Source organism: Kitasatospora sp. NPDC058444 (assembly GCF_042721415.1).
Taxonomy (GTDB): domain Bacteria; phylum Actinomycetota; class Actinomycetes; order Streptomycetales; family Streptomycetaceae; genus Kitasatospora.
In genome coordinates this window covers 1-24586 of sequence record NZ_JBHXLL010000069.1, presented here as the reverse complement: position 1 = coordinate 24586, position 24586 = coordinate 1, and the positions used below count along the sequence as shown (strand labels likewise).

The following is a 24586-nucleotide window of genomic DNA, read 5'->3' as shown; positions in this document are numbered from 1 at the left end:
GCGGGATGGAGGCGGGTCAAACGAGCTGGTGCTCATATGCGTAGGCCGTTGCCGCGGCCCGGGAGGTCACGGAGATCTTGAGGAAGATGTTGTTCAGGTGGCGGCCCACGGTTTTGTCACTCAGGAACAGGTCCGCCGCGATCTGCCGATTGCTCTTGCCCGCGGCCACCAGCCGCAGCACTTCGGCTTCCCGGCATGTCAGCCCGCCGGGCAGCTCCGTGCGCTTGTCCTTACTGAGCAGCCGCTCGGCGTGCTGGCGGTCGGGCGTCGCGCCGAGCCGGGCAAAGGCGTACCGCGCGGCGTCGATCTCCAGACGCGCGGTGTCCTCGTCGCCGAGGGCACGGCACGCCAAACCGATCCGCAGGCGTGTGCGGGCCGCCTCGTACGGCACGTCCAGCTCCTGCCACACCTGCCACGCCCGGCGCAGGGAGGCGAGCGCACCGTTCGCGTTCATCTCGGCCAAGTGCACCAGCGCTTGCGAGTACTCCGCTGCCGCCCGTACGGCCGGGCCGTAGTCGGATGCGATGGTCTGAAGCTCGTCGACCGCGGCGCGTGCCTCCTCAATCCGGTCGGCCGCTACAGCGATCTCGACCTGGGCGGGAAGGAGCGCCGCCCGGGCCGCACGGTCGCGGTGGGGTTCGGCCAGGGCCCGGCGGATCGCCGCCCCGGCCTCGTCCCTCCGGCCTTGGGCCATCCGCAGCAGCGACATACCCGCTTGCGGTTCCCGGCCGAGCCGGCTGGCCTGGACGTAGGCTTCCTCGGCCGCGTGGAGATCTCCGACCAGTCGGCGGATCTCGCCGACGTCGTACATTGCCTCAGCTGCGTCGATGGCGTCCAAACCGTCCAGCTGCTCGGCAGCCAGCCGGGCCTCGCGCTCCGCCTCCGTCCACGCCCCCCGGATCCGCATGATCTCCGCCCGGTGCAGGCGGCACGTGCCGGAGAATGCCAGGGCATCCTCGCGGGCGCCCACCCATTGCTCATAGGCCGCGGTCCACTCCGTAGCACGGCGGAACTCCGACACGAGCCGGCACACGGAAATCGAGCTGCAATAGACCCAGCACACGTAGAACGGCCCGAGGTCTCCCGCGAGCACGGCAATCATGGCCTCGTCGAGTAACTTCATCCCCTCGGCGACCCCAGCGAGTCGGCACCGCGCGCGGCCCACCTGGTGCAGACCTAAGGTCGCCACATCGAGATCCGAGAACCGGCTGCCGATCTCCGCCGCCCGGGAAGCCCGGACGAGCGACCCCTCCAGATCACCACTCCAGTAGAGTGCTTCCGCCTCGGCCGTGAGGGTATGGCCCAGCTCGACGCACTCCGGCTCCTGCTCCAGCAACCGCTGCGCGCGGGCCAACCAACCGCCACTAAGTGCCACGTCGCCTCTGAGCATGAAAACGACGCTCAGTTGGCAAGCGCACATGGCCGCGCCGCGCGGAGTGCCGGCGCGCAGGCGTTCGGCGTAGGAACGGCGGCCGACCTCCACGCATACCTCGCTCCGACCAGTGAAGTACGCGCATTTTGCGAGCAGGTCCAAGTCCTTCGCGCCGAGCGGCGAGGCCGCATCAACGCTGCTGAGCAGCGTGAACGCCTCCTCCCAGAAGTGCCGCTCATACGCGGTGCGCCCCCGTTCGAGATCTTGGGACACCACACTCATGGCTGCTCCTTGTGCCCGAGATACCGGCGCGAGTCCCCATGCAGAGCTCCTTATCTCAATCTAGTGGAAAGCCCCGGAACCCGGCGGGTCCGGCGGTCGGCCCGTGGGCTGTTCGACCCATGCCACCGGGCCGGGCGTCTTGAGCGATTCACCCGACGCCGCGTGCGCGCGCGCCCAGATAGGTTCGACAGCGTGATCCGGCAGAGGCACAGGGCGATCCGCAAAGGATCCCGCCGCATGGGACGCGGGTACCGCTAACTGCCGACAGCGACTCGGTTCATTTTCCATCCCTGCCTGGTCCCCACGCGGGAGCGGCTTCGATGTGCACCACACGCTGATGGCCCCCTTGTTCGGCCATTCTGATCTATCGAGGCAGATCATGAACAGCACCATTGACGACTTCCTTCAGGGGCTCGCCAACGACGGCTACCCATTCACCAAGAACGCGAGCAATCCCGAGTTTTGCATTCAGCACGGCTGGCACCACGGAGCGCACCGCTGCCCTGCCTGCCGTCGACGATTTCTCGCCCTACTCCGCGATACGAACAAGGCTCTAGATCGGCGGTGATCACCCTGCGCAAGCGCGCTCAGCTAGGTAATGCCCACCTCCTCCCGCGTGTCCGAAATCGACTGCCGGGACTAACATAGGAGCGAACAATGTCTCATTCACTCCGCCTCTTCTATAGCGGCGTTAACGGTACTGTCAGAAGGAATTTCAACTGGCCCCTCATCAACCAGAAGTCCGCCGTGATCATCACCGCGGCAGAGTTCTTCTGGCCTGGCGGGCTCGGCGGCCTTGAGGATATTCGACCGAGCCTCGGGGCTGCGCCCATCTGGGTGTCGAACGTTGGTGCTCATGGCAACGGTTCCGAAGCCGGCGGTGTGGAGTTCCTGCTTCATGTCGACTGGGGAAGCCCGCTGAACGTCATGGTGACGATCACTGTCCTCGACGACATCGAGCAGTACGTGAGGGTTGGTTAGATCTCGTTAGGCGGTGGAAGATCCGGGCGACCGTGTGCCGCTGCTTGCGCGGCGCGTCCAGGTCGGTCCGCAGGATCCCGTCGACCACCGCCTTGTACGGGCTCAGTGCGATCGGCGCGGGCGGGAGCTTCTTCCGTAGCTCCGGCCAGACCGAGTCCACGGCTTTCCTGATCGTCCGCCACGACACGTTGCACTTGCGGGCGTCGGCGGTCCAGGTCTTCCTGGGCCGCCGACGCCCGACTCCACCAGGCCGATGCGGTTGAACCGGCCGAGCCGTCCCAGCCGGGGCGGACCGCGTACCGGTGCGGCTCGGCCGCCCGGCTGCGTTCGGATGTCGCTGATGTGTGGCATCTGAAGGGACAGCAGGGTTCAGCGCTGCACCAGCTGCTCCCCGACCCGCTGAGCGGGGGTCGGCCGCCGATGCCCCTCACGGTGCCGTGTGACCAGGACCGCTCCACTACCTGACCGTCGCCCGTTACCGTCAACCATGCGGCCGGCACCACGGGCCCGCGCGGCCCTCGAACCACTGCACCGCCGGGCTTGCACGCCGCGGATTCCGTACGGAGCGAAGTCAGAACCCTCTGGAGGTTTGCCCGTGTTCAAGACTGTATGCACCGTGATGACCTTCGCCACAGACCCCGAGGCGTCGGCCCGGTGGTGGGGCGAGCTCCTGGACGTCCCCGTGAAGCTCGACGTCAGCGACACCGGGGCGGTCTACGCCTGGGTGGAGATCGGCGGGGTCGAGGTCGGCTTCCACCCAGCGGACGACGAGCGCAACCCCCGGGGCGGCAGCCCGGTCGTGTACTGGGGCGTGGACGATGTCGATCGGGTCCGGGAGCGGCTGCTGGCGGTCGGCTGCGAGCACCACCGCGGCCCGCTGACTATCGAGCCGGGCCGACGCATCGCCCAGCTGCGCGACCCGTTCGGCACCATCGTCGGCATCGAGGGCCCGTAGAAGGCGCCGAAGGCCCGGTGCCCCGCTGACCACCTTGGGACCTTCACGGACGATCGCCTCCAGCGGGCCCGTACTGTCGCGCTCTCCCCCGACGGCGTGCTTGTCGCTGCCGGCGGCGAGGACCTCGTCGAGCGGTCTCCGGTGTTCGTCTGGGACGTCATGACCGGCAGGCTCGTCAACACCCCCGCTCCCCACCACCAACGTGAGGTGTTCTGCCTGGCCTTCTCCTCTGTCGGTGACTGTCTCGTCTCGGCGGGGCGGTTCGGAGAAGTGACGACGTGGAGCAGGGACACGTGGGAGCCCACCTCCCACCCCTTCGTGGAAGGTCTGCTGGACAACGTCCTTCCGTTCTCCGACGGAAGACACCTTGCCCTCCACAGCCGGAACGACGACAAGATTCTCCTTTACGATCTCGGCACCCGTCAGCTCACGCAGGTGTTCGTCCCTCGGTTCGACCGCGAAGCCAGCTCCATGACTGTTCTCGACGGGCTACGGCTCGCCGTGGCAGTACCCGAGGGGATTCGGATCTGGAACCCCTCCACCCGTGTATGCGACCAGCAGTTGCCGAGGCTCGATGATGTCGCGAGCCTCATGTCGTTCTGTCCCGATCTCCAGCTTCTGGCCTGCGGGACCCTTGAGAGGAACCTGCTACTCGTGGACATGACTACCGGGCAGCGTGTCGGCGAACCACTAGAATTCCACACGAAACAGATCAACAGCGTGGCCTTCTCACCGGACGGTCGCCTGCTCGCCTCCGCCAGTTCGGACCACACCCTGCGGGTGGCCACCGGCCGGTGAGTTTCGGGTACCTGAGCAGGTCACGGGCCGGTGAGAGCGAGACTTTGGATCAGCCTGCCGCTACGGGTTGGTCACTTGGGGCGGCGGCCGGTCAGTTCCTGCTCCTCGAGCGCCTGGAGACCTTACGGGCGCTGCGCGGGCGCGCCGACCGGATCCGCACGACGGCGGCCACCACCGCCCCGGTCCGCGAGGCGGTGAACGCCTGATGAAGCAGCCCAGTCCGGTGCCGATCTCGCCCGCACCGCCCGTGCGCGCTGCCCGCCAGGCCGCCCGTACCCACGGCAGCACGCCCGCCCAGCGGACGGTCCGCCCGCTCCGGCCGACCGCGGCCGCGTGCCGTGGCCCGCGCGAGCCCGAGCTCCTCTCGGAGATGTTCCTCGCCCTGGTTGCGGCCCGCGGCTGGACCCTGGGCAGCGCGGGCGGAGGCCTGCGCGACCGCTGACCTACCATCATCGGTTTCGACGCTGCCGCCCACTGGCACCTCACCGGCTACGACCCGCACACCCGCCGCCTGCGCGTGGCCGCCGACTCCCCCGCCTGGGCCGCCCAGCTGATTCGACGGCCCGCCGGACCTGGCCGCGGTCGCCGGCGACCTGGCTGCACGAGGGCACCGGCCGGTGAGCACCGCCCCGCTCGGCGTCGCACTCGCCCGTGCGCCTCGACCGGCTGCCGGCGGGCCAGCTCCCGCACCCAGGCAGCTGCCCTCTCCCCGGCCGCCGCGGCCACCTGCAGCCCGGCGCGCTCCTCCTCGGTCAGCTCTTCCCCGGGCGGTGCGGGCTCGGCCTCGGCGTCGAGCGAGGAGGGAGCGGCAGCCAGGACAGCGCAGAGGTCGTCATACCAGCTGCAACCGGTGCGGGGCCCGGCCGGTCACGGGTACGCAAGGCGACCCGTACGGCGACAGCGCGAGGCCGTGCGCGCGGGGTCACGAGATCGTCCCTGCCGTGGGTCGCCGGCTCTGGTCCTGGCAGGATGCGTGAGTGCAAAGATTCAAAATGCTGGCCTGCATCGGCCTGCTGGTTGCGCTCGCGGGGTGCGGTAGCAGTGCGGAGGGTTCCGCGGCGGCCTCGTCCGACAACGAGACTGTGGAGGTGCCGGTTTCCGTGGGCACGAACTCGATCACCGTTCTGGCGACTTTCGTCGGTGGGCCGGCCGACGGTCGGATCGAGCGTCTGCCGTTGTCCCAACTGGCGGGAGTCACGATCTCCGGTGCGACGTATCGGAGCCAGCCCGGGTCGCCCCCGGAGGTGAGGAGCACTTCGCAGGGCCTGGCCCAGGTGATGCGGCCCGTCTGATCCGAACAGGCGTCGCGCCGGTCGGACGAGCACCGCTTCGGCCGGAGTTCACCAGGTGCTGTGCTCGGCCTCGGTGGCCTGGGGGCTCGGCCAGCGGCCCGGGTGCGAAGCGGTAGGGGGAGGAGCGGAGCAGGATGACGGCCTCCTCCGGGCGGCCGTCGCCCTCCAGCAGCTGTGCCAGCAGCACGTCCCGCTCGCCGGGTTCGTGCTGGTCCAGGGCCGTCGCCCCGGCGTACCGCCCTGCTGCGCCGAGCAGGCGTATCCGCCGGGGTCGAGGACCGGGTGGTCGTCGGCATAGGTTTCGGTGTGGCGGAGTTCGTCGAGGAGGGCGAGGGCGTGTTCGGGCCGGCCATCCTCGACGAGAAGGTCGAGGGCCCACCCCGGACATGGCCTGGCCTCTCGCGCTCGAATCGCGAGGGGCCAGGCCATCAACGTACGGTCCGCCGCCTCGTTCGGGCTCGCACGCGCTGGTGGCCTGTGCCTGCTGCGGCGTAGGGGCTGCCGTTCGCTGTTCGAGTAGCGGTTTGCCTGCGCTCGGTGACAGTCCGGGGCTAGCGTGGGCCGTCGGACGGACGTGGGAGGGGATCAGGGGTGGACTTCCCGAGCAGGGAGAGATTGTCGGGTCTCAGCGCAGTGGAGTACGAGGCCATCGCCGTGTTCGACGACACGGTCGGGAGCCTGGTGCACGAGCTGGCGTCGGCGGAAGCGACGGGTGAGCGGCTGACCACGACGACGGAGGCCGCCGAACGGCGCCTGGACGCGGCCGACGGTGGTCTGCCACTGCACTTCAAGGTGCTGTCGGAGGTCGCCGCCGAAGCGTTCGCCTTCACCTCCCACCTGGAGCGGATGCTGTGGCAGCAGGCCGCGGCCTACGCGGTGGTCGGCATGACGGTCCTGGACCGGGTCGTCGCCGGCCAGTCACCGCTGTCCCTCGCCCGCCTGAAGCCGCTGTTTGCGGAACCCACGCTCGGCGGCCTGATCGACCTCCTGAAGGTCGATGCCGAGCAGCGCTACGCCGCCCGCAACGTCACCGTACGGGCACTGAACCAGGAGGAGCACACGCAGCTGGTCCGGAGGCTGAACAGCGTGCGCGCAGGGGCCGGGCACCGCGGAGTGGAACCGGACAGGGCGCTCGGCGTACCGCTGAGCGCACTGGACGACGACAAGCACGACCCGCCCTGGACGGACATCCTCAAGCCGATCGTGCGCCTCGCCCAACAGCTGCCCTACGAGATCAGCGCCGCCCTGCAGGAGCGGCACCCCACCCACGTCCGGCGGTGGAAGCGCGGCGATGTGACGAGCATGCGCCACATCCATCAGTGCTCCGGCCGGGCCACCACCGTCGTCGAAGGGCACCTGCCCGACACCGGAACCAGCAGCGATCCCGGCGACAGCCTCGCCCTGACCGTCCAGGTGTGCGCCGTCCACACCCCACCACCCAAGGCATGGTTCGCCGGCCTGGCCATGCGTTGCGGCACCAAGGCGAGACTGACCTCCGACTGCGGGCTCGCCGTGGACTACCGCGAGCCCGGCCAGGTGCTGCGCGCCCATGCTGATCTGTGGCTCACCCCGCTGACGGGGCTGCACCTCGCCGACCACGACGGCTGGCCTGCCCTGCTGACCGCCGCCACCGAGCACCTGCGCACCGCGTACGACATTGAGACCGACGACCACTGGAACGCGGTCGAGACGTTCCTCGACCAAGCTGCGAGGTTCTCCTCCAAGGGGGACTTCCTGCTTGCCCTGGCCGCGCTTGGCCATGCCGAGACCGCCACTGCTCTCGCCCTTGAAGCTCCGCGGACAACCGGCGTGGCACCGGACAGCGCGTCCGACCACTGACACGCGGTACCGGACAGCGCGTCCGACCACTGACACGCGGTACCGGACAGCGCGTCCGACCACTGACACGCGGCACCGGCTGAACTGCCCTTTCGCCTCCGACGCCCGCACACGGCCGATATCACTGGAATCGGACTAATCATCCTATAGCGATTGAGTATCTCTACGGATAGAGAGCGGCTGGTTACCGGAATAGGCTCCCTGCTGGCCAAAAGGTCTGTCGGGAGGGGAAAGCAGTGGGACATCTGAAGGTCGATCCGGAGGAGATCCGCATGTCCGCCGGTGTGGCGCGGGCGATCGGCGAGGACTTCGCGAAGCCCTGTCAAGCGGCCGTCACCGCCGGCCAGACGGCTGCCGGCCAGCTGGCGGGCTGGTCGGTGGCCTCTCGGCTCGGCCAGGTGGCGGGCAACTGGGCACCCGCGCTGGCGGGCGTCAGCGACCGTCTCAACAAGACGGCCGACAACCTCACCGCCACGGCGCAGGCCTACGCGACCAACGAGAACGCCAACGCCGACGTGTGGCAGAAGCAGCGGATCGGCGAGGCATGGGAGAAGCCGGGCCAGTGAGCAACCTGTACGAGTTGCTGCTCCGGTTCGACCCGGCCGGGCTGCACGAAGCCGCCAAGGCCTGGCGGGCCCTGTCCAACGGGGCCCAGTCCGCGGACAGCCGGCACCGCAGCCAGGTGAACGGGCCCCTGCGAAACGGGAACTGGGAGGGCGAGGACGCGCAGAAGGCGTTCTACACCCTGGGCCGGAACGAGCAGATCCTCGAGATCGTGCACGTCGAGTCCGCCGCCGTCGCGCTCACCCTGGACACCGTCGCCGACCGCATGTACCAGGCGCAGACCAACCTGAAGAACGCCGTCCACCGCGCCGAAGAGTGGGGGCTGACCGTCGGCGCCGACGGAATCGTGAGCCTGCCGGCGCTGAGCAAGGGCGAGCAGAACGACCCCGAGGCCAGGTCCAGCCAGGAACGCAAGGCGCTCGCCGACCTGTGCACGCAGGCCCAGGAGCGGATCAACAAGGCGCTGACCGACGCGAAGGAGGCGAGCGACAAGGGCGACCACGCCCTCAGCCGCCTCGACGCCGACATCCTGACCCGGCCGAGGACGTTCGGCAGCGCCGCCGAAACCGCCACCGACGTGAAGGACGCGGCGAAAGACCTCGGCCTCGCCGACCCGTACGTCCCCGAGAACAAGGACCCGCAGAAGTCCGCCGACTGGTGGAAGTCCCTGACCCCGGACCAGCAGAGCAGCTACCTCGCGCTCTACCCGGACAAGGTCGGACAGCTCGACGGCCTGCCCGCGACGGTCCGGGACGAGGCGAACCGGCTGGCCCTGGACCAGGAGCTGGACGGACTGAGGTCCGGTACCGCCCGCGGAAGCGGAACCACGGCCGGAGACTGGACCATCCGCGAGCAGAACCTGATGAAGCTCAAGGAGCAACTCGATCAGCACGACACCGCGGCCGAGGGCAAGCAGTTGTTCCTGCTCTCATACGACTCCAAGTCCTACGACGGTGACGGCAAAGCGGTCATAGCGATGGGCAACCCCGACACCGCCACCCACACCGCCGTCCTGGTGCCGGGGACGGGGACGACGATCGCCGGCACAGCGGGCCAGCTCGAACGCATCAACGACATGCAGGACGCCGCGAAGAGGGCGGCGAAGGGGACGAACGAGACAGTGTCGGTGATCTCGTGGCTCGGATACGACGCCCCCGAGATCCCGGTCATGCAAGAAGCGAACCTTGCCGTCGCCGGCCCGGGCCGGGCCGAGGACGGCGCCGAAGCGCTGCGCCAGTTCACCCAGGGCACCCGGGTCGCCCAGGACGCTGCCGGCAACCACAGCCACCTCTCGGTCTTCAGCCACAGCTACGGAACGACGCTCGTGGGTGCGGCCGCCGCCGGAGGTCAAGGCCTGGGCGCCGACGACATCGTCGCCATCGCGAGCCCCGGGATGACCGTCGATCACGCCGAACAGCTCCACATCGACCCCAAGCACTTCTGGACCGGCCGAGCGGATGACGACGGAATCAAAATCGCCACCGGAGCCACCCTCGGGGACGACCCGATGCTCGACCGGTTCGGCGGGAACAACTTCCTGACCGACACCTCCGGGCACAGCGGGTACTGGGATAACGGCAGCCAGAGCCTCGAGAACCAGGGCCGCATCATCGTCGACATCCCACCGACCACGGTTCCCAAGGAACGTTCCCCCGGCCCGCCACCTATCCGGTGACCATCGCAGCCGGGCCGACTGCGGCCCGGCTGCCAAGTCCTCCCCTGCCCTGGTTGCAAGGAATCCAACTGTGCCGTCCCACTTGCCACAACCCGCTGCACGCCCCGTCGGAGCCCGACGCCTGGCGGCCGCTGCCATCGCTCTCTGTCTGCCCTTGATCCTCGGAGGATGCATGTCCACGCCCGGTCCGAACGATCCGATCCCCGTCAAGGCGCGTCAGGACGCCCAAGCGTGGGCGCAGCATATGACTGAGTACATGGCGCAGACCGCGGGTACCGCCCTTGACCCGGCAAGCGTCGAGCCGGTCTTCAGCAACTGTGTCGGCAAGCACGACGAGGTCCGGGACGATGGCCGGTACAAGCTGTCGTATGCGGTCTACAGCTCTGCTCCACTCGAGCAGCACCCCGAGGCCGTCCGCAAGGTCCGCACAATGCTCGAACAGCAGGGCTTCAAGATTGACGGCTACCGGGAGACCGTCGACGACAAGGTGAACACGATCCTCGACGCCTCCCAGGAATCGAGCCAGTACCTGGTCACCGTCTCGACCACCAAGGGAGGACTTCTTCTCTTCCTGGTCAAAACCCCCTGTCTGATGCCTCCCACCCCGTCACCGACTTCACACTGACCTGGAACCTGGGGCCAGATCGGCGCCCGGCCTCCCACGGCCGGGCCGTGGGAGCTCCCCGTCCCCCCGGCCCGGTCGCCTGCTACCGGTGGTCACCCCGAAAACCCGCCCTCCCCTTCGCTCTTCCCCACCCTGCACCCGGTGCGCCGCCTGCCCTGCCGAACCACCGGGTACGGGCGGCAACCGAGCCACCATCGCGGACCACCGGGCCGTGCCTGGCTGAGCGCGGCGTGCTCCGCCCCCGCACCCGTGGCCAGCGCCAAGGGCTGCGCTGGACCAGCCCCTGCCGCCTGCCCTGCGCCGCCGGATCCGCCGTCAGGGCCGTAGCCGGCCCCGCCGTCGGCCCGTCACCGCACCGGCCCGGACCGTGGCCGGCCCGGGCACTGGGCAGTTGCCCCCTGGAGAAGATGGTCGATGCCGGGAGATGGCCGGGCCGCCTGCCGAACCGACCTGCGCTGAGCACCATTGCTTGCCCACTGACCGAGCGGTTGTCGGCGTCGCCATCCGCCTGACGAAGACCTTGTTGCCCATCTCCACGGCTTCCGAGCGCTCGCCAGGACCACCCGGCAACCGGTACAAACCGTCGAATCATCAGCACCAACAGCGGCAGGTTCGGGCCCGGCGGCCGGAATTCCGTGACTGGGCCGTGGCCTTCACTGGCCCAGAGAGCAGGCCGACGTGGAAGTCCAGCCCGGGCAGCGGTAGCGGCATGGGCAGCCAGCCTGCCGGAGGCAGACCTGCGGCAGGCGGTGGCGGGCCTTTTTATGTAAGAGGCAGTTCGGGTGATCATGCCGCTGACCTGCAAGCTTGGAAAATCAAAGGTATGGCTGTGCCGACACTTCGGGGGCCTTAGGGTCACTGATCGCCGACATTCACACCCAATGTTTCGCAGCAATGCGAAACATTGGGTCGGTGTGGCCCGACGCCACCGAGCCGTCCCGCGTGCTCCTCCGACCTGGTCAGATAGTCGGGCCCGATACCACCTCTATCGTCGCCACGACACGTGTTTCGCACTCGCGCGCAGCATTCTTCGCACTGCTGCGAAGAACGTGTAGCGTGCTGTCGACACGAGCAAAGGATCACGGTCTTGGCACAGGCAGAGCGAGACAGCACCCGCAGGCAGGCACCCCAGCGCACCCGCAAGCCGAGGCTCCAGCCCGCCGGTCCCGAGCATCAGCGCGACCTCGCCGCCGAAATCGTTCGTGGCTACGCGGGCCACCTGCCGACCGGCGTCTACGAGGCCCGCACCAGGTTCTACCGCCGTGCGCCACACGAAGTCCTCGGCTCTGACGGCTACGCGCTCCTCAGCCGCTACTTCGCCCGCTACGTCCTCCCCCAGGCGCTCATGTCCGGCGAGATGACCAAGCTCCAGTGCGCGGTCCTCTCCAACATCGTCGGCCGGGCCGAGCGCGGCGTCTGCCACGCCATCCAGCGGGAGATCGCCGACGAGATCGGCACCAGCCGCTCCAGCGTCAGCCCCGCCCTCAAGCACCTCGCCACTCGCAACTACATCCGCAGCGTCGGCCGAGGAGTCTGGCAGCTCAACCCCCTCATCGCGTACAAAGGCAATGGGGACGAGCAGCAGGCGTTCCTCGCCGAGCTCCGGGAGCTTGCTCTGGAGAACGGATTCCCTGACATCATCGGGCTGGCAGCCGCCAAGACCGGAGACAAGGAGTCGACAGCATGCTGATGGTCACCGACCTGTTCGGGATGCTGCGGCGCCTCGAGCTCACCCCCACCGCGACGAACGTCTTGTCCGTGATGGTCGAGCGGCAGGACCCCGGCGGTGTCGTGCCGATCACCCAGCAGGACATCGCCGAAGAACTTCAGATCCTCCCCTCGGTCGTCAGCCGCGGCATGACCCTCCTCGTCGAGCGCGGCCTCGTCCTGCGCAAGGGCTATCGCTACCGCCTCCACCCCGTCATCGCCGGCTACAGCTCCGAACTCGAGATGCAGGCCGCCATGGCCCGCGCCGCCCGTGAAGGCGTCCCCCCCATCCTCATCCCCGACTACCAGGCTGCCCCGCCCAAGGCCGGCCGCTCCCGCCTTCGCGCGGTCGGCTGACCGCCTGAACGCCCTGTCAGACCTCGGGGCTACGGTGCGTGGTAGAGAGCCAGACGGTAGGACAGGTGAGGCTGGGTGCGGTCAGCAACGGAATTCGTCTACCTGATCACTACCGCGAGCAGCCGGACGGTGAAGATCGGCCGCAGCACCGACCCTGACGGGCGGCTCACGGCTCTCCAATCCGGATCACCCGTAGCGTTGCTGCTCGCAGCGACGTTTCCCGGCGGGCCCCGCCTGGAGCGCCACCTCCACAAGAAGTTCGGCCATTACCGGATCCATGGGGAGTGGTTCGACTTCGGTGACCAGGACCCCGTTGCTGAAGTCACCGCTGAGGTCGGAGCATACGAACCCGAACCGGGACACGACGACCGAGCAAGGCAGTACCGGGACCCTGGACCTCCGCTTCACACGCTTGCCCTCACCGGCAGCGAGTGGTCCACGATCGAATGGATCCGCGCACACGGCGGAGCGCAGGCACCCATCCGAGTCACACCCGACGTCGTGGCGCCAGAGATCCTCGCCAGCACCACGACCGTCAAGGTTGCCCTCGCCCGCCTCGTCGGACTCAACATCCTCCTCAAGACGAGCCCGCGCAGCGGCACCTACCAACTCAACCCCCGCCGCTTCTGGGAGGGCAGCGGTGCAGCCCGGTCCGCGGCCTGCCGTCAGCTGAACGCACCGCCCATCGCCCCAGATGACAAGGCTTGCGCAGTGCCTGCACGGCGCGATGGCTAAGCGGGCCGGGCTGACCACAGCTCAGGAGCCCCCGGGACTGGGCCCGCCCGCACGAGACGCCCGAAGGAACTGTGAGCGCAGCGGCCACCACGACAGAGCCAGCAGCCCATCCGGCGCACCCAGGACGGCGTCGCCGCCGCGCTGCCTTCGGCGCAGCGGATGGGAGACGGGCGAGGTCGGCGTCGAGACGATCGGCGGTGCGCTGAAGCTCTGGTGGCTCCCTGTTCCTGCGCGCTACGACGCGGCCCGGTGTCGTCCGGTCTGTTCGAGGCCGTGCTGTGGTCGCGGGTCATGGTGGAGCGGTGGGGGCGGCGAAATCGCCCAGGAACCGGTCGCCGATGAGTGTGGCCAGCTCGGCCACCCATGCGGAGGCTCCCATGCTCGCGTGCTTGGCCACCCGCAGCGCGGTGGCGAGCTCGGCACGCTGCTGCTCCTCCAACCGGGCCGTGAAGCAGCTGGCAGACAAGAACCTGGTCTGGCTCCTGGAGCCGGGCGTCTACCAGATCCACCCGCTGCTGACCGGCGGGAAGATGCGGGCCAACATGGCAGCGGTGCCGCGGATCGACTCCCTCGAGCCGGAGTGGTTCGGCGAGCGGCTGCGTCAGCGCTACGAAGGCCAGCTCGCCAACCTCGGCCTCAGCGCGTAGCCGGCGAGACCTGCGACGGCCGGGCTGTCTTCGTTGGCCCTGCCGGCAGGGCCACACCGCTATCACCGGTGGTAGTGGTCTGGCCCTACCAGTAGGACCAGACCACGGGGTGGGCACTGCGGCTCGGCAGAACCCGAACTTGTGGTCGGCCCCTTCCGGGCGGCAGGGGCGGTAGCTGGAGCTTGACCGCCTTGTTCTGGGGACCTGAAACAACGGCCCGACTCCAGAACGTCCTCCCCCTGCGCCGCGCCGGCGGCGACGGCGGATGCCAGGCCCGCCAGGCTTGACCATGCTGCTCGGGCTGAGCGCACCGAGTGGCAACCGGGCCGGATTCCGGATCGGTGTCCCGCTGGGAGGCGGTCACGTGGGGCGGCGGCCGGTCAGTTCCTGCCAGTGGTCGTAGGCGGCGTCGAGCTCGCGTCGGGCCTGGGGGAGGCGGAGGTCGTTCTTCAGCTGGGCGGTGACCTGGCGCAGGTGTCGTTCGGCCCGACGGCGGTTGCCGGTGTCGGCCGTGACGCGCTTCAGTTCGGCCTCGGCCTCGGGGATGAGGGCCCGCCGCCGTTGGAGTGCGGGCCCGGTGTCGGCGATGGCGTTGTGGACGTGGACGACGAAGGCCCGTACGTCCGCCTCGGGGGTGTCCTCCAGAGCGAGGGTGAGCAGCTGGCGCTGGCTGTCGGGAGGCGTCAGGTAGATGTAGGCCTCGGTGGGGGAGTACTGGTCGTCGATCGTGAGCCCGTGGAGCGGGTGGGTGGGGCCGGTGCGTACCTGCAGGGCCTGTTCGTACAGGTCCAGGTGGTCCCCGAGGGAGTGGAGCAGTGGTCCGTGGCCGGGGTCGCGGAGCGCGGCCAGGCGGAGCTCGGCTTCCTTCACCCGGGCTTGGTACTCGTGTGCGGCGTCGGCCGCTGCCGACGCCGCGCACGAGCGGGCGCTCTCCTGTTCGGCGGTCACGTTCTGCTCCGCCCGGCGCAGGTTCTCCCGGGCGGCGCGCAGCTTCCGTCGCTCCCGGCTGTGGCGGGGGTCGAAGGCGTGCCGCCAGGTGCCGGGGTAGAGGCTCATCCACCAGGCCACGGCGGCTACGGCGGCCAGGGCCACCACGATCGACCAGAACACCGTGGTCCACACGGTTTCCGCCACGGCTTCTCCTCGACTGGTCCGGGTGTACGGGTGCGCTCCGGTCGCGCTGGCGGTGCCCGCCGTCCGCCGGCCGGAAGCGGGGTCAGTGGGTGGCTTCGGCGGCGACGCCGACGAGCTGGAGGATGGCGTGGCCCCAGGAGGTGGCGGCGATCAGGACGCCGAAGGTGACGGCGGTGAAGACGGTGAGCGCCTCGTCGGCGCGGCTGCGGGCCTCGGTGCGGCGTCGGAGCCGGAGGAAGATGATGATCGCCAGGAACGCCGTCGCGCTGATCGTGTACTGCACTGCCCCACCCCGACCCGGTATTTGACTCTGTGTGAGGCTCCGGTGACCCGGAGCCTACTGCATTCGGGTGAGCATGCCAGAGCCGTTCCCCGCCCGGGGCCGGTTCGGAGAAAACGGCGGGCGCGAACCGTCCCGCCCGCGGCTGGCCGCCGATCGGTCGCCGGCCTTCGCGCGCGAAGCCACCTGTACCTGCCCTGCGGGCGTTCCGGGAGGGCTCGACCCCTGTCCGGCTGGTGACCAGGTCCGTTCCTCAACAAGGTGCGCTCCCGTGCGCCCAGTCCAGTGAATGTGCGCTGAAATGTGCGATCCAAAAGTGACTTTCACGCTAGAGTGTGTGATGGAGGTGAGGTTGTGAGCGACGACTTGTTCGCGGCGATCGACGCGCTGCTGGAGCGCCCGCGCCCGGAGGACGACCTGCCGGTGCCCGCCGAGCGGGAGCGGCTGCGCAAGCTCGGGGGGTTCAAGCAGGAAGAGCTGGCGGCCGCGCTGCGGACGCGGCGGGAGACGATCGTGCGGTGGGAGGCCGGCTCGACGGAGCCGCGCCCGCCCAAGCGCGAGGCCTACATCGCCTTCCTCGCCCGTCTCGCGCTGCGGCACGGCACGGTCGAGCCGAGCGCGTGGCTGCGCCGGGCGCAGGCCGCCGGCCTCGTCCCCACCACCGTCCAGGTCCCGGTCGAGCCGGCCCCCGCTCCGGCCGAGGCCGCGTCCGTGCGCGCGGCCGCCGTCGCGGAACCCGCTCAGACTCCGGCCCCCGCCGCTCCCGTCGCTCCGCCCCCCGCCGTGCCAGCGGCGTTCGGCGGCGAGCCGAACGACCAGGCCGTGGTGGAGCTCGACCGCACGGCGACCGGGGAACTGGCCGCAGGTCCGCCGGAGCCGTGTGCGCGGTGCGGCCGGCCGACGCCGTACCGCGCGCAGGGCCGCCCGATGCACATGGGCGGCTGGTGCGCGCCCGCCCCCGCCGGACAGCCGGCGGCCGCCGTCCCCGTCGCGGAGCAGCCCGTCCCGCAGGTCCCGGCCGCCCCCGTCGACCATGCCGCCGCACCCGCCGTGGCGTCGCCGAAGTCGGCCGCCTCGGCCGCCTCGGTCGCTCCGGTCGCTCCGGTCGCTTCGGTCGCTGCGACCCGGCAGGCCGCCCCCGCTGCCGCGCCGACTGCGGGTCGGCGCGGTGCGCCGTCCCGGCCCGCCGCCGGTGCGCCGTCGCGGTCCCGGAAGGCGGCGGCGAGGAAGCCAGCCGCCGAAGCCGGGCCGTCCGACTGGGAGGCCGCGGCGGCCGCGAGGTTCCCGGCCGGTCCGCTGGCGGTGGTGGACGTCGCCCCGACCGGCAAGGGCCTGGTCGCCTACCTCGCCGACGGCACCCCGGCGCCGGCCGTGCCGGCCGGGCGCACGCTCGCCGACGTCGTCGAGTGGGCGCTGGAGGTGAAGCTCGGCTCGCCGCGGCTGCACCGGCACGGCAAGGACGGCGACGCCCTGGTCGTCCTCACCGACGCCGCGCTCGCCGAGCTCGGCCTGCCCCCGCTCGGGCGGGACGAGAAGCGCGAGTTCGTCCAGCGCCTCGGGCAGCTGCCGAAGACCCACAAGGCCGTCAAGCAGGTCGAGAAGGCCGGCTGGCTCCTCACCCAGCGCGGCCTGGGCCCCTGGGCCCGCATCTACCGCACCCCCGAGGACGGCAAGCGCCAGTGTGTGCAGCTGTGCATCCCCGCCTGGGGCGCGCTCGCCTCGGGCGGCTGGCAGATCCCCGACGGCCTCGACGCCGCAGGCCTGGCCCGGCTGCTCGGCACCTACGCCACCCGCGTCCTCACCCCGCGCGGCTCCACCGCCGTCTCCGGCCTCGAGCTGGTCACCGCGCTGCGCCCGCCGACCCGGGCGGTGCGCACCGAGGCCGGCTGGACGTCCGGTCCGGTGGAGGGCTCCCGTCCGAAGGAGGCGTTCGACCCGGCGCCGCCGGAGGTCCCGGACGTGCACCCGCTCGCCCAGGACCGCGAGCCGGGCGGCGAGCTGGTCACCGAGGCCTGGGACTGGCACCGCCCGCTCACCGACACCGAGCAGGCGGCGCCGTTCGCGGTGGGCCTGGACGTCAACATGGCCTTCCTCGCCGCCGCCGGCCGCCTGACCCTGCCGCTGTCCGGCCCGGTGCACGAGCTCAACCCGGCCTTCGACAAGAAGATCCCCGGTTCCTGGCTGGCCGACCTCTCCCACGTGGAGACGGAGCCGCTGCTCCCCAGCCCGTTCACCGCCGACGGCTCCCGCCCGGCCGGACCCGCCTGGTACTCGACAGTGAAGCTGGCGTACGCCGTCGAGCTCGGCGCCACCGTGCAGCCCACCGAGGGCTGGCTGCGCCACGAGCACGGCCCCTACCTCGACCCCTGGCACAAGCGCCTGCGCCAGGCCTACCTGGACACCATGGCCGCCCTCGGCATCCCGCTCGACCTCGCCGACACCGACCCGCTCGCCTTCCTCGACGCCATGGCCAACCTCAAGAACACCGGCGACCCGGCCGAGTTCGCGGTGCTCACTGCGATCAAGCAGACCGCCAAGGGCACCATCGGCAAGATGCGCGAACGCCCCCGCGGCCACGGCTACAAGCCCGGCGAGCGCTGGGCGGCCCTGGAACGGCCGACCTGGGACCCGCTGATGCGCGCCCTGGTCATCGACACCGCCACCGTCAACATGCACCGCAAGCTTCGCAAGATGGCCGCCGACACCGGCCTGCACGCCATCGCGGTCCTATCCGACTGCGCCGTCTTCGCCGCCCCCGGCCCCGGCGCCCTCGACATCCTCACCCTGTCCGACGGCACCCTCACCACCTCGCTGCGCCTGGGCGTCAGCCCCGGGCTGGTGAAGCACGAGGGCTCCCGGCCGATGGCCGAGATCGCCGAGCTGCTCGCGGACAGCGCCAACCCGGCCCGGCACATGAAGGCCGGCGGAGTCGTCTCCGCCGACGAGTAGTCCACGTGGCCCGCCGCCACCCGGCGGCGGGCCGCCCACCTATGACCACCAGCAGCGGCCGCCCACCTCGGCGGCCGGGAAGGAGAGCAGTGTGAGCCGGGAGATCGACGAGGGCCTGGAGCGTGCCGAGCGCACCCGCCCGATCCCGCAGTCCACCGCCGCCCGGATGCGCTTCCTGCTCAAGAGCGCCAAGGGCTCCACCAAGACCCTGGCCGCCGACCTCGGCGTCAGCCAGCGCACCGTGCAGCGCTGGCTCAAGGGCCAGGGCACCCCGAAGCCCGCTGCCGCGAAGGCCATCGAGACCAAGGTCCGCGCCGCCTGGCAGCCGCGGGTGAAGCAGCGGGTGCGCCGCGACGCCGAGAAGAACGGCTTCATGCTGCATATCCAGGCGACCTTCGGGTACAGCGCGGCCGGCGGCAGCACTGACGACCCCCGTCCCCGGATGATCACCCAGAAGATGCCGGGCTCCGTCGCCCGCCGGCTCTACGAGGCCCGCGACGCCGGAGCCACCCAGGCCCAGCAGGAGCAGATCATTGCCGAGGCCCTGCGCGAGGAGTACTTCAAGGATGGCGGCCGCCGTGCCCGCGGCCTCGACGTCGAGCTCAACGACGTCGCCTGGATGGACATCGAGCTGTAGAACCGCCACCGGCGGCCCCGTGTCGCCGAAGTTGTGCTTCGGCCACCCGACCACATAAACATCGTCCCGGCCTCCGCGGTGGCCGGGACTTTCGGCGGAGGCGAGCCGGCGAAGGCGCTGTGACGGGCGGTCAGGATCCACACAGCCTTGTGAGCTGCGCGATGTCCATGTTGATGTCCGTTACTACCTGATTGGGATCGGCGCCGATCATGCCGGTCAGCCGGAAATTCAGTTCCTGGAACTCGGCGGCCAGACGGCTGATCGTTGCGCCGACCGTTCCCTCCGCGTCCAGGACTGCGCTCATCAGGTCGAGGTGGGCCTGGCCGGCCGCGGCTGCCTGACTGTTGCGGGTGGTCCCGGCGTTCTTGCGGTATGCAGCCAGCGCCGTCAGCGCCTTGTCGCAGCCACCGGGCCGCACCGCCGGCAACGGCGGGGCGGGTGCTGGTGTTGTCGGTCGGCTGGTAACCGGCTCCGGCAACGACGGGGCGGGCGCTGGTGTCGCGGGCTTGGTGGTGACCGGTTCCGGTGACGGGCTAGGGGCGGGTGCTGGTGTTGTCGGTCGGCTGGTAACCGGCTCCGGCGCCGGCAGGACGGGGGCGGTGACCACCGGGCTGTCCTGGGGTTGCTGCGGCGTGTCCGGTGGCGCCAGGTAGGCGACCAGCGCCACGAGGGCGGCCACCGCGCCCGCTACCGCCCCCACCGCCGCCCAGTCTAGGCCCGGGGCACGTCCGCCACCCGAGGCAGGAGGCTGCGCGGGCGGCTGCGCCGATTCACTGTCCGTCATGCCCTTATCGTGGTCCGCCCGCCCGGGCCTCGTCCAGAATGCCGCCCGCTGATCTCCCTGAACACGAACTCGCCGTTCGGCGAGGGAAATTCACCAGTTAACGGGACGCCGGGCCGCTGCGCCGCCGATGCCTGGTGACCCCGCGCACAGTCGGCGCTGTGGCCACCGTCCTGCCCACCGCCGGAGTCAGTAGGGCGCCGGCCCCGTACTCAGGAGACCAGCGTGAGCAACCGAGACCCGCCCGCCGGCACCCCTCGCGACAGCGACGAGAAGTTGGAGGCCACCAACCGGACGGCGCGGTGAGCGACCTGTACCTGGTCGACGGCCAGCCCGTGTACGCGCCCGCCGCCACCGCCGGCGGCACCCGAAGAGTGCTGCACCTGGCCGTCGTGGTCAGCGGCAGTACAGCGCTGTGGGCAGGCTGCGGTCGGGCAGGACGCCTGGACGAGGACGGGTCGCTGTTCGCCGACGAGGTCGGCACCGGCAGGCTGCGGCTCCCGCCTGGCACCCCGCTGACCGTCCGCGGCGACCCCATGTCGCCAAAAATGCCTTTGGCCGCCCTTACCAGGGCGGCCAAAGGCATTTTTGTGAACCAATTCAACGAATTCCCGGAATGCAGCGGAGGAAATCCATGAACGAGTACCACAGTCCCACCCCCGACGGCGAGCAGCTGTTCCAGGTCCCGGTGCACCACGACCAGAACGGCGCCCTGGTCGTCCCGGCCGACGCCGTCACCGCCCTGCTGCGCTGCATCGCCGCCGTCTGGGACGAGTGGGCGCAGCACGGGGTGCCCGGCATGGACCCGGTGACCACCAGCGGCCTGTGCGAGGTGCTGACCGCCCTCGCCGACCAGCTGGACATCCAGTGCATCGCCAAGGCCAGCCAGGACTGACACCGGAAGAAGCCGCCGTCCACGGCAAACGCCCGTGCCGAGCCGCCCAGTAACGGTCCTGCCGGTGAACAAGGGCCCACCCCCGCGGGTGGGCCCTTTCGCATACCCCGACGAAGGAGCCCACGTTGCCGACGCTGCACTACGCCCCCGCCGCCGCCCGCACCCTGCGCTGCCTCCAGCGCCGCCGCACCGACGCGGCGAAGCTGCGCCGGGTCCGGCGCGCGCTCGACCAACTCGCCACCAACCCCCGCCACCCAAGCCTGCGCACCCACCGCTACCACGCCCTGCCCGGCCACACCGGCCGCCGCGTCTTCGACTCCTACGTCGAGACCAGCGCCGACGCCTGGCGGATCTACTGGACCTGGGGCCCGGACGCCGACACCGCACGCCCGGAGCGCGACGGCCAGGACACCGCGGTGCTCACCGTGCTGCTGATCGGCCCGCACCGCTGACCGCCCGCTACCCCGCCCACGGCCGGATCGTTGACCTGGGCATGGGTGCCTTGAACGACCGGAGCGATGCGTTGACCGACGTTGTGTGCGAGCTGGCCGAGAAGGTGGCGGCCGACGGCTGGTCGCCGTCGGCCGCCACCGACACGCTCGGCGGCGTCGACGCGCTGCTCCACCTCCTCAGCCGGCTTGGCCCCGAAACTGCGGACATGCTGGAGCCAGCGCTCGCCGCCACCGCCCGGGTGCGCGCCCTGCTCGCCGACGGCACCCTCCCCGCCGCGCCGCCGGCCCGGCGCCGGTGGCAGGACGGGCCGCAGCCCGGCGACCGCCCCGAGGACTGGGCCGAGCGCGACCCGGCGACCGCCGAGCGGCTCTGGTTCGAGGAACAGCGCGCCCGCGGCTGGAGGTGACCGGGCACGGGCCGACGGCCGTGAGGGCCCCCACCCCCCCGCTACTCCGACCCGCGTACCCCCCGCTACCACGCCCTGCACGGTCACATCGGCCGCCGTGGGCCCCGGGCGCGACGGTCAGGACGACACTGACCGGCCCGCAGCGCTGACAGCCGCTTCCACCGCAGGGCCTGCGATGGCCGAGCTCCCGGCAAGTGGGATTTACCCACTTGCCCCGAGTGGGTACGGTGGGGCTACCGACAACGAACGCCCCTTCTCAGGCTGCACACCCGGGGAGGGGCGCCACAGGGAGTCAGGACCCTATGACGATCATGCAGAGTGAGGAGTTCGAGACAGTCGCCGAGACCGAAGTCGACAGCCGCGGCCGGGTGTCCCTCGGCCGGGCCGGCGCCAAACCGGGCCGCCGCTACCGGGTGGAGTCCAACCCGGACGGCGTCCTACTGCTGACCCCCGTCGTCTCCATCCCGGAGCGCGAGATGCAGGTGTGGACCGACCCGCTGCTCGCCGAACGCATCCGCGCCGGCATCGAGCAGGCGCAGCGCGGCGAGACCGTCGACCTCGGCGACTTCTCGAAGTACCTCGACCCGGAAGACGAGGACGAGGACTAGGACACGGTGTACGTTCTGCGATTCACCGAAGACGCCGCCGAGACGCTCCGGCGCCTGGCGGCCGGCCCCAAGGCCGACCCGGTCAAGCTGAGGAAGGTCCGCAAGGCCCTCGCCCTGCTCCAGACCGACCCGCGCTACCCCGGCCTGCACTCCCACCAGTACGAGGCCTTCCCCGGCTACACCGCGGAGAAGGTCTGGGACTCCTACGTGGAGAACCACAACCCGTCCGCCTGGCGGATCTACTGGATGTACGGGCCGGACGAGAAGACCGACCAGGGCGAGCCGGTCTCGGTCGTCACGGTGCTGGTGATCGGCCCGCACCTGTAGCGTGGCGGGTCCGGCTCCCGATCAGCGGAGCCGGACCCACCGCGCGTCGAGTGCCTGCGGTCGGTCCGCGTGATGCCGGCGGGTGCAGGCCCAGCAGGAGCAGTTCCCCGGCGCTGCTGCCGACCTCCTCGACCTGGTGGAGGGCGGCGCAGGCGGCCAGGGTGAGCGCACCGATCCGGTGCCGGGCGATCAGGTGGGTGTGGACTACGGCACTGCCGCACTCCTCTCTGGCGGGCCTTCCTACCCCGTAGGCTCCGCTCCTGTGCCTGATGACATCTCTGTTCCCGACGACCTGATCGCTCTGCAGCTGGCGGCCCGGGCCGCGCAGCGCGCGGTCGAGGAGTTCACCGCCGAGATCGCGGCGGAGGCCCGTACAAGATTCCCCGCTCCGGAGCAGTGGCTGGAGCGGCTGTGCTGGCCGGCCGATCCGCCGGCGGGCGGCATACAGGACGGGCCCGCCGCCTCGTTCTGGCCGCCGGATCTCACCGAGCGGCTCCGGCAGCTGCGGGAGGAAGCCGCCACCGCCTGGACGAAGGCGGGCGAACACCCGGCCTTCGCCGACGCCAGGGCCGACGGCCGGTACCCGAAGTTCCTGACCGCACTGCACAAGCGCATCAGCGAGGCTGAAACGGCGACTGCCTGAGCGACGGCCCGCTCGGCCGAGGCTGCCTCGCCCAGGTCCTGCCGCGCCCAGGGCACCTGGGCCCGAGATGGCATGTTCGCGGCCGAAAAAACCCAGGTCAAAGCCCTGGCCACCCGCTGGCCAGCCGGTCTAGCATTCCCGCCACGGCGGCCCCACCACAGCACCACCGGGCCGCCGAGCAGAGCAGCTGCGCCGTGACCCCGGTGCTGCTGGCCTCCCACCGGCCGGGTCCCGCGGACCACCCCCCTGTCTCCCCGGGACCCGGCCGCGCTGCGCCCCGCGCCCGCCCGACCGGGCGCTCGCAGCGGAATCCGGTCGCCGGGCAGCGGACCTGGCCTCTACGCTGACCTGCTCACCGACCAGCGGACCGGGGGAGAAGATGACGACCGACACCGCCGACCGGCGGCCGTGGCTGCGCACCGAGCACGGCGCCACCATCGGGCACACCGAGGCGTGGAGCTGGGGACGCACCGTGCGGCTGCAACTGCGGCGGATCCTGCACGAGGACGACGGCGAGACCGGCATCATCGACGCCCGCCAACTGGTGATGGCGCTGCGGATGGTCCTGCGCGGCGCCCAGATGACCCGCCGGCACCTGACCACCGACGCGGGCCGGGCGATCCTCGACGAGGGCCTGGCCGCGTTCACCGCCGCCGTCCCCGGCGGCAAGGAGGCCCGGGACGTCATCGAGCACTTCGACGAGTACACCCAGGGCACCGGCCGGCTCCAGCAGCCCGCCCGCACCGGGCTGCGACTGCCCGACGAGGAACAGGCCCAGCGCTTCCACATCGACTTCCGCCGGGACAACGGCGACAACGGGCAGCAGCGCCCCGTCCTGATCGTCGGCCCCTACCCGATCGACCTGATCACCGCCGCCGAAGCCGCCAACCGCCTCGAATGCGACATCTACGAAGCGGTGCTCGCCGAAGAGGGAAGGCCGGTACCGCGCGGCTGGACCTACGCGATCCAGGGCATCCCGGCGCCCTGATCACCCCACGCCTGGGCCGCAGGGCCGGCGTTCCACGGGGTCGTCCGGCCTACCGCTGCCCCGGTCAGGGCCGTCGCCGGGAGCGGGCGGCCCGCTGCATCTCGGCCTCCCACAGGTGCCGGCGTCCGGCGGCGAGCTCGCGGCGGACATGTTCCTCGGCCTGCGTCAGGACCCGGTAGTAGGTGTCGTCGTAGGCCTCGACGATCTGGTCCGCCCACATGCCCGGCAGGATGTCGCGGCCCACCAGCCGGTGCTCGACGAGGTTGGCCTGCTCCTGGTGGTCGGCCTCACGCAGCAGGCGCGCCGCTTCGGCGAGCATCCGGTCCGCGCCGCCGGTCATCTGGTGGAAGGCCACCAGGTGACCCCGCGCCCGTACCGTGTACGCAGGGTCGACCGGCGGTCAGGCCGCCGGGTCCTGCGATGCGGTCGGCGGGTGAAGAAAGGGGGGCCGTTGCGCTCTGGAGCCCAGGGGCCAGCCGTTTTTGGTCCCTGCACGTATGTGGGCGACAGATGTCGGTGTCACCCGGCACACTGTCGCCGTGCAACCCGAAGACGTCCGCGGCCTAGACCCGTCCTTCGCACATAACGAGTTCGGATGATGTGGTGATGCGACCGGTATCCCGATGGGGTGCCGGTCGTTGAGCCTGGCGTGCCGA

Annotated in this window: 30 protein-coding genes; 24 read left to right on the top strand and 6 right to left on the bottom strand. The window is 70.7% G+C overall.

Going from position 1 to position 24586, the window contains the following annotated elements:
- Nucleotides 1-16 precede the first annotated feature (16 nt).
- On the bottom strand, nucleotides 17-1654 hold the full coding sequence (locus tag ACFWP2_RS38000) for a LuxR C-terminal-related transcriptional regulator (protein ID WP_380460402.1): 1638 nt from the start codon (nucleotides 1652-1654) through the stop codon (nucleotides 17-19).
- A gap of 379 nt (nucleotides 1655-2033) precedes the next feature.
- Between ACFWP2_RS38000 and ACFWP2_RS37995 the strand changes: the two genes are divergently transcribed.
- From ACFWP2_RS37995 to ACFWP2_RS37935, 13 genes are all read left to right on the top strand, one after another.
- Nucleotides 2034-2222: a hypothetical protein gene (locus ACFWP2_RS37995; protein WP_380460400.1), complete on the top strand. Its 189-nt coding sequence runs from the start codon at nucleotides 2034-2036 to the stop codon at nucleotides 2220-2222.
- A gap of 89 nt (nucleotides 2223-2311) precedes the next feature.
- Nucleotides 2312-2635, top strand: a complete 324-nt coding sequence (locus ACFWP2_RS37990) for a hypothetical protein (protein WP_380460398.1) — start codon at nucleotides 2312-2314, stop codon at nucleotides 2633-2635.
- Nucleotides 2636-3230: 595 nt separating this feature from the next.
- A complete protein-coding gene (locus ACFWP2_RS37985) occupies nucleotides 3231-3590 on the top strand; it encodes a VOC family protein (protein ID WP_380460396.1) in 360 nt (119 codons plus the stop codon).
- Between the two features lie 96 nt (nucleotides 3591-3686).
- On the top strand, nucleotides 3687-4388 hold the full coding sequence (locus ACFWP2_RS37980) for a WD40 repeat domain-containing protein (protein WP_380460394.1): 702 nt from the start codon (nucleotides 3687-3689) through the stop codon (nucleotides 4386-4388).
- A gap of 205 nt (nucleotides 4389-4593) precedes the next feature.
- Nucleotides 4594-4830, top strand: coding sequence for a hypothetical protein (locus tag ACFWP2_RS37975; RefSeq protein ID WP_380460392.1), 237 nt, complete (start codon nucleotides 4594-4596; stop codon nucleotides 4828-4830).
- A 550-nt stretch (nucleotides 4831-5380) separates the two neighbouring features.
- Complete coding sequence (locus ACFWP2_RS37970) at nucleotides 5381-5680, top strand: hypothetical protein (protein WP_380460390.1); 300 nt, start codon at nucleotides 5381-5383, stop codon at nucleotides 5678-5680.
- 615 nt (nucleotides 5681-6295) lie between these two features.
- Nucleotides 6296-7519: a hypothetical protein gene (locus ACFWP2_RS37965; RefSeq protein ID WP_380460388.1), complete on the top strand. Its 1224-nt coding sequence runs from the start codon at nucleotides 6296-6298 to the stop codon at nucleotides 7517-7519.
- A 272-nt stretch (nucleotides 7520-7791) separates the two neighbouring features.
- Nucleotides 7792-8085, top strand: coding sequence for a hypothetical protein (locus tag ACFWP2_RS37960; RefSeq protein ID WP_380460386.1), 294 nt, complete (start codon nucleotides 7792-7794; stop codon nucleotides 8083-8085).
- Nucleotides 8082-9758, top strand: coding sequence for an alpha/beta hydrolase (locus ACFWP2_RS37955; protein WP_380460384.1), 1677 nt, complete (start codon nucleotides 8082-8084; stop codon nucleotides 9756-9758). Before ACFWP2_RS37960 ends, ACFWP2_RS37955 begins: the two co-directional genes overlap by 4 nt.
- A gap of 172 nt (nucleotides 9759-9930) precedes the next feature.
- Nucleotides 9931-10383 carry a hypothetical protein gene (locus ACFWP2_RS37950; RefSeq protein ID WP_380460382.1) on the top strand — a complete coding sequence of 151 codons (453 nt, stop codon included), beginning with the start codon at nucleotides 9931-9933 and terminating at the stop codon, nucleotides 10381-10383.
- A 1087-nt stretch (nucleotides 10384-11470) separates the two neighbouring features.
- Entirely contained in the window at nucleotides 11471-12073 is a 603-nt protein-coding gene (locus ACFWP2_RS37945) for a replication/maintenance protein RepL (RefSeq protein ID WP_380460380.1), read from the top strand.
- Nucleotides 12067-12447 (top strand): helix-turn-helix domain-containing protein, encoded by a 381-nt coding sequence (locus ACFWP2_RS37940; RefSeq protein WP_380460378.1) that lies wholly within the window; start codon nucleotides 12067-12069, stop codon nucleotides 12445-12447. Before ACFWP2_RS37945 ends, ACFWP2_RS37940 begins: the two co-directional genes overlap by 7 nt.
- 75 nt (nucleotides 12448-12522) lie before the next feature.
- Nucleotides 12523-13182, top strand: a complete 660-nt coding sequence (locus ACFWP2_RS37935) for a GIY-YIG nuclease family protein (protein WP_380460376.1) — start codon at nucleotides 12523-12525, stop codon at nucleotides 13180-13182.
- Between the two features lie 289 nt (nucleotides 13183-13471).
- On the opposite strand, the gene ACFWP2_RS37930 is transcribed toward ACFWP2_RS37935, so the two are convergent.
- The gene (locus ACFWP2_RS37930) at nucleotides 13472-13648 is read right to left on the bottom strand and encodes a hypothetical protein (RefSeq protein ID WP_380460374.1); all 177 of its coding nucleotides are present in this window, start codon (nucleotides 13646-13648) and stop codon (nucleotides 13472-13474) included.
- Between ACFWP2_RS37930 and ACFWP2_RS37925 the strand changes: the two genes are divergently transcribed.
- Nucleotides 13629-13829, top strand: a complete 201-nt coding sequence (locus tag ACFWP2_RS37925) for a hypothetical protein (RefSeq protein ID WP_380460372.1) — start codon at nucleotides 13629-13631, stop codon at nucleotides 13827-13829. The genes ACFWP2_RS37930 and ACFWP2_RS37925 overlap by 20 nt on opposite strands.
- A 360-nt stretch (nucleotides 13830-14189) precedes the next feature.
- Here the strand turns inward: ACFWP2_RS37925 and ACFWP2_RS37920 are convergent, their stop codons facing one another.
- Nucleotides 14190-14963, bottom strand: a complete 774-nt coding sequence (locus ACFWP2_RS37920; RefSeq protein WP_380460370.1) for a hypothetical protein — start codon at nucleotides 14961-14963, stop codon at nucleotides 14190-14192.
- A gap of 82 nt (nucleotides 14964-15045) precedes the next feature.
- Nucleotides 15046-15246, bottom strand: coding sequence for a hypothetical protein (locus ACFWP2_RS37915; RefSeq protein ID WP_380460367.1), 201 nt, complete (start codon nucleotides 15244-15246; stop codon nucleotides 15046-15048).
- 351 nt (nucleotides 15247-15597) lie between these two features.
- Here ACFWP2_RS37915 and tap point away from each other — a divergent pair, with 351 nt between their 5' ends.
- Both tap and tpg read left to right on the top strand, forming a co-directional pair.
- Complete coding sequence (gene tap / locus ACFWP2_RS37910) at nucleotides 15598-18192, top strand: telomere-associated protein Tap (protein ID WP_380460365.1); 2595 nt, start codon at nucleotides 15598-15600, stop codon at nucleotides 18190-18192.
- A 91-nt stretch (nucleotides 18193-18283) separates the two neighbouring features.
- Nucleotides 18284-18829 (top strand): telomere-protecting terminal protein Tpg, encoded by a 546-nt coding sequence (gene tpg, locus ACFWP2_RS37905; RefSeq protein WP_380460363.1) that lies wholly within the window; start codon nucleotides 18284-18286, stop codon nucleotides 18827-18829.
- Between the two features lie 130 nt (nucleotides 18830-18959).
- On the opposite strand, the gene ACFWP2_RS37900 is transcribed toward tpg, so the two are convergent.
- On the bottom strand, nucleotides 18960-19613 hold the full coding sequence (locus tag ACFWP2_RS37900; RefSeq protein WP_380460361.1) for a hypothetical protein: 654 nt from the start codon (nucleotides 19611-19613) through the stop codon (nucleotides 18960-18962).
- Between the two features lie 299 nt (nucleotides 19614-19912).
- Between ACFWP2_RS37900 and ACFWP2_RS37895 the strand changes: the two genes are divergently transcribed.
- From ACFWP2_RS37895 to ACFWP2_RS37860, 8 genes are all read left to right on the top strand, one after another.
- Complete coding sequence (locus tag ACFWP2_RS37895) at nucleotides 19913-20248, top strand: hypothetical protein (RefSeq protein WP_380460359.1); 336 nt, start codon at nucleotides 19913-19915, stop codon at nucleotides 20246-20248.
- Nucleotides 20245-20505, top strand: a complete 261-nt coding sequence (locus ACFWP2_RS37890) for a DUF6213 family protein (RefSeq protein ID WP_380460357.1) — start codon at nucleotides 20245-20247, stop codon at nucleotides 20503-20505. Before ACFWP2_RS37895 ends, ACFWP2_RS37890 begins: the two co-directional genes overlap by 4 nt.
- Before the next feature lie 125 nt (nucleotides 20506-20630).
- A complete protein-coding gene (locus ACFWP2_RS37885) occupies nucleotides 20631-20957 on the top strand; it encodes a hypothetical protein (RefSeq protein WP_380460354.1) in 327 nt (108 codons plus the stop codon).
- 71 nt (nucleotides 20958-21028) lie between these two features.
- Nucleotides 21029-21364, top strand: a complete 336-nt coding sequence (locus ACFWP2_RS37880; RefSeq protein ID WP_380460352.1) for a hypothetical protein — start codon at nucleotides 21029-21031, stop codon at nucleotides 21362-21364.
- 302 nt (nucleotides 21365-21666) lie between these two features.
- A complete protein-coding gene (locus tag ACFWP2_RS37875; RefSeq protein ID WP_380460350.1) occupies nucleotides 21667-21972 on the top strand; it encodes a hypothetical protein in 306 nt (101 codons plus the stop codon).
- 6 nt (nucleotides 21973-21978) lie between these two features.
- Nucleotides 21979-22299 carry a hypothetical protein gene (locus ACFWP2_RS37870; protein WP_380460348.1) on the top strand — a complete coding sequence of 107 codons (321 nt, stop codon included), beginning with the start codon at nucleotides 21979-21981 and terminating at the stop codon, nucleotides 22297-22299.
- An 82-nt stretch (nucleotides 22300-22381) separates the two neighbouring features.
- Nucleotides 22382-22942: a hypothetical protein gene (locus ACFWP2_RS37865; RefSeq protein WP_380460346.1), complete on the top strand. Its 561-nt coding sequence runs from the start codon at nucleotides 22382-22384 to the stop codon at nucleotides 22940-22942.
- A 379-nt stretch (nucleotides 22943-23321) separates the two neighbouring features.
- Entirely contained in the window at nucleotides 23322-23930 is a 609-nt protein-coding gene (locus ACFWP2_RS37860) for a hypothetical protein (protein WP_380460344.1), read from the top strand.
- A gap of 64 nt (nucleotides 23931-23994) precedes the next feature.
- Here the strand turns inward: ACFWP2_RS37860 and ACFWP2_RS37855 are convergent, their stop codons facing one another.
- Nucleotides 23995-24285 carry a hypothetical protein gene (locus ACFWP2_RS37855; RefSeq protein ID WP_380460342.1) on the bottom strand — a complete coding sequence of 97 codons (291 nt, stop codon included), beginning with the start codon at nucleotides 24283-24285 and terminating at the stop codon, nucleotides 23995-23997.
- Nucleotides 24286-24586 lie beyond the last annotated feature (301 nt).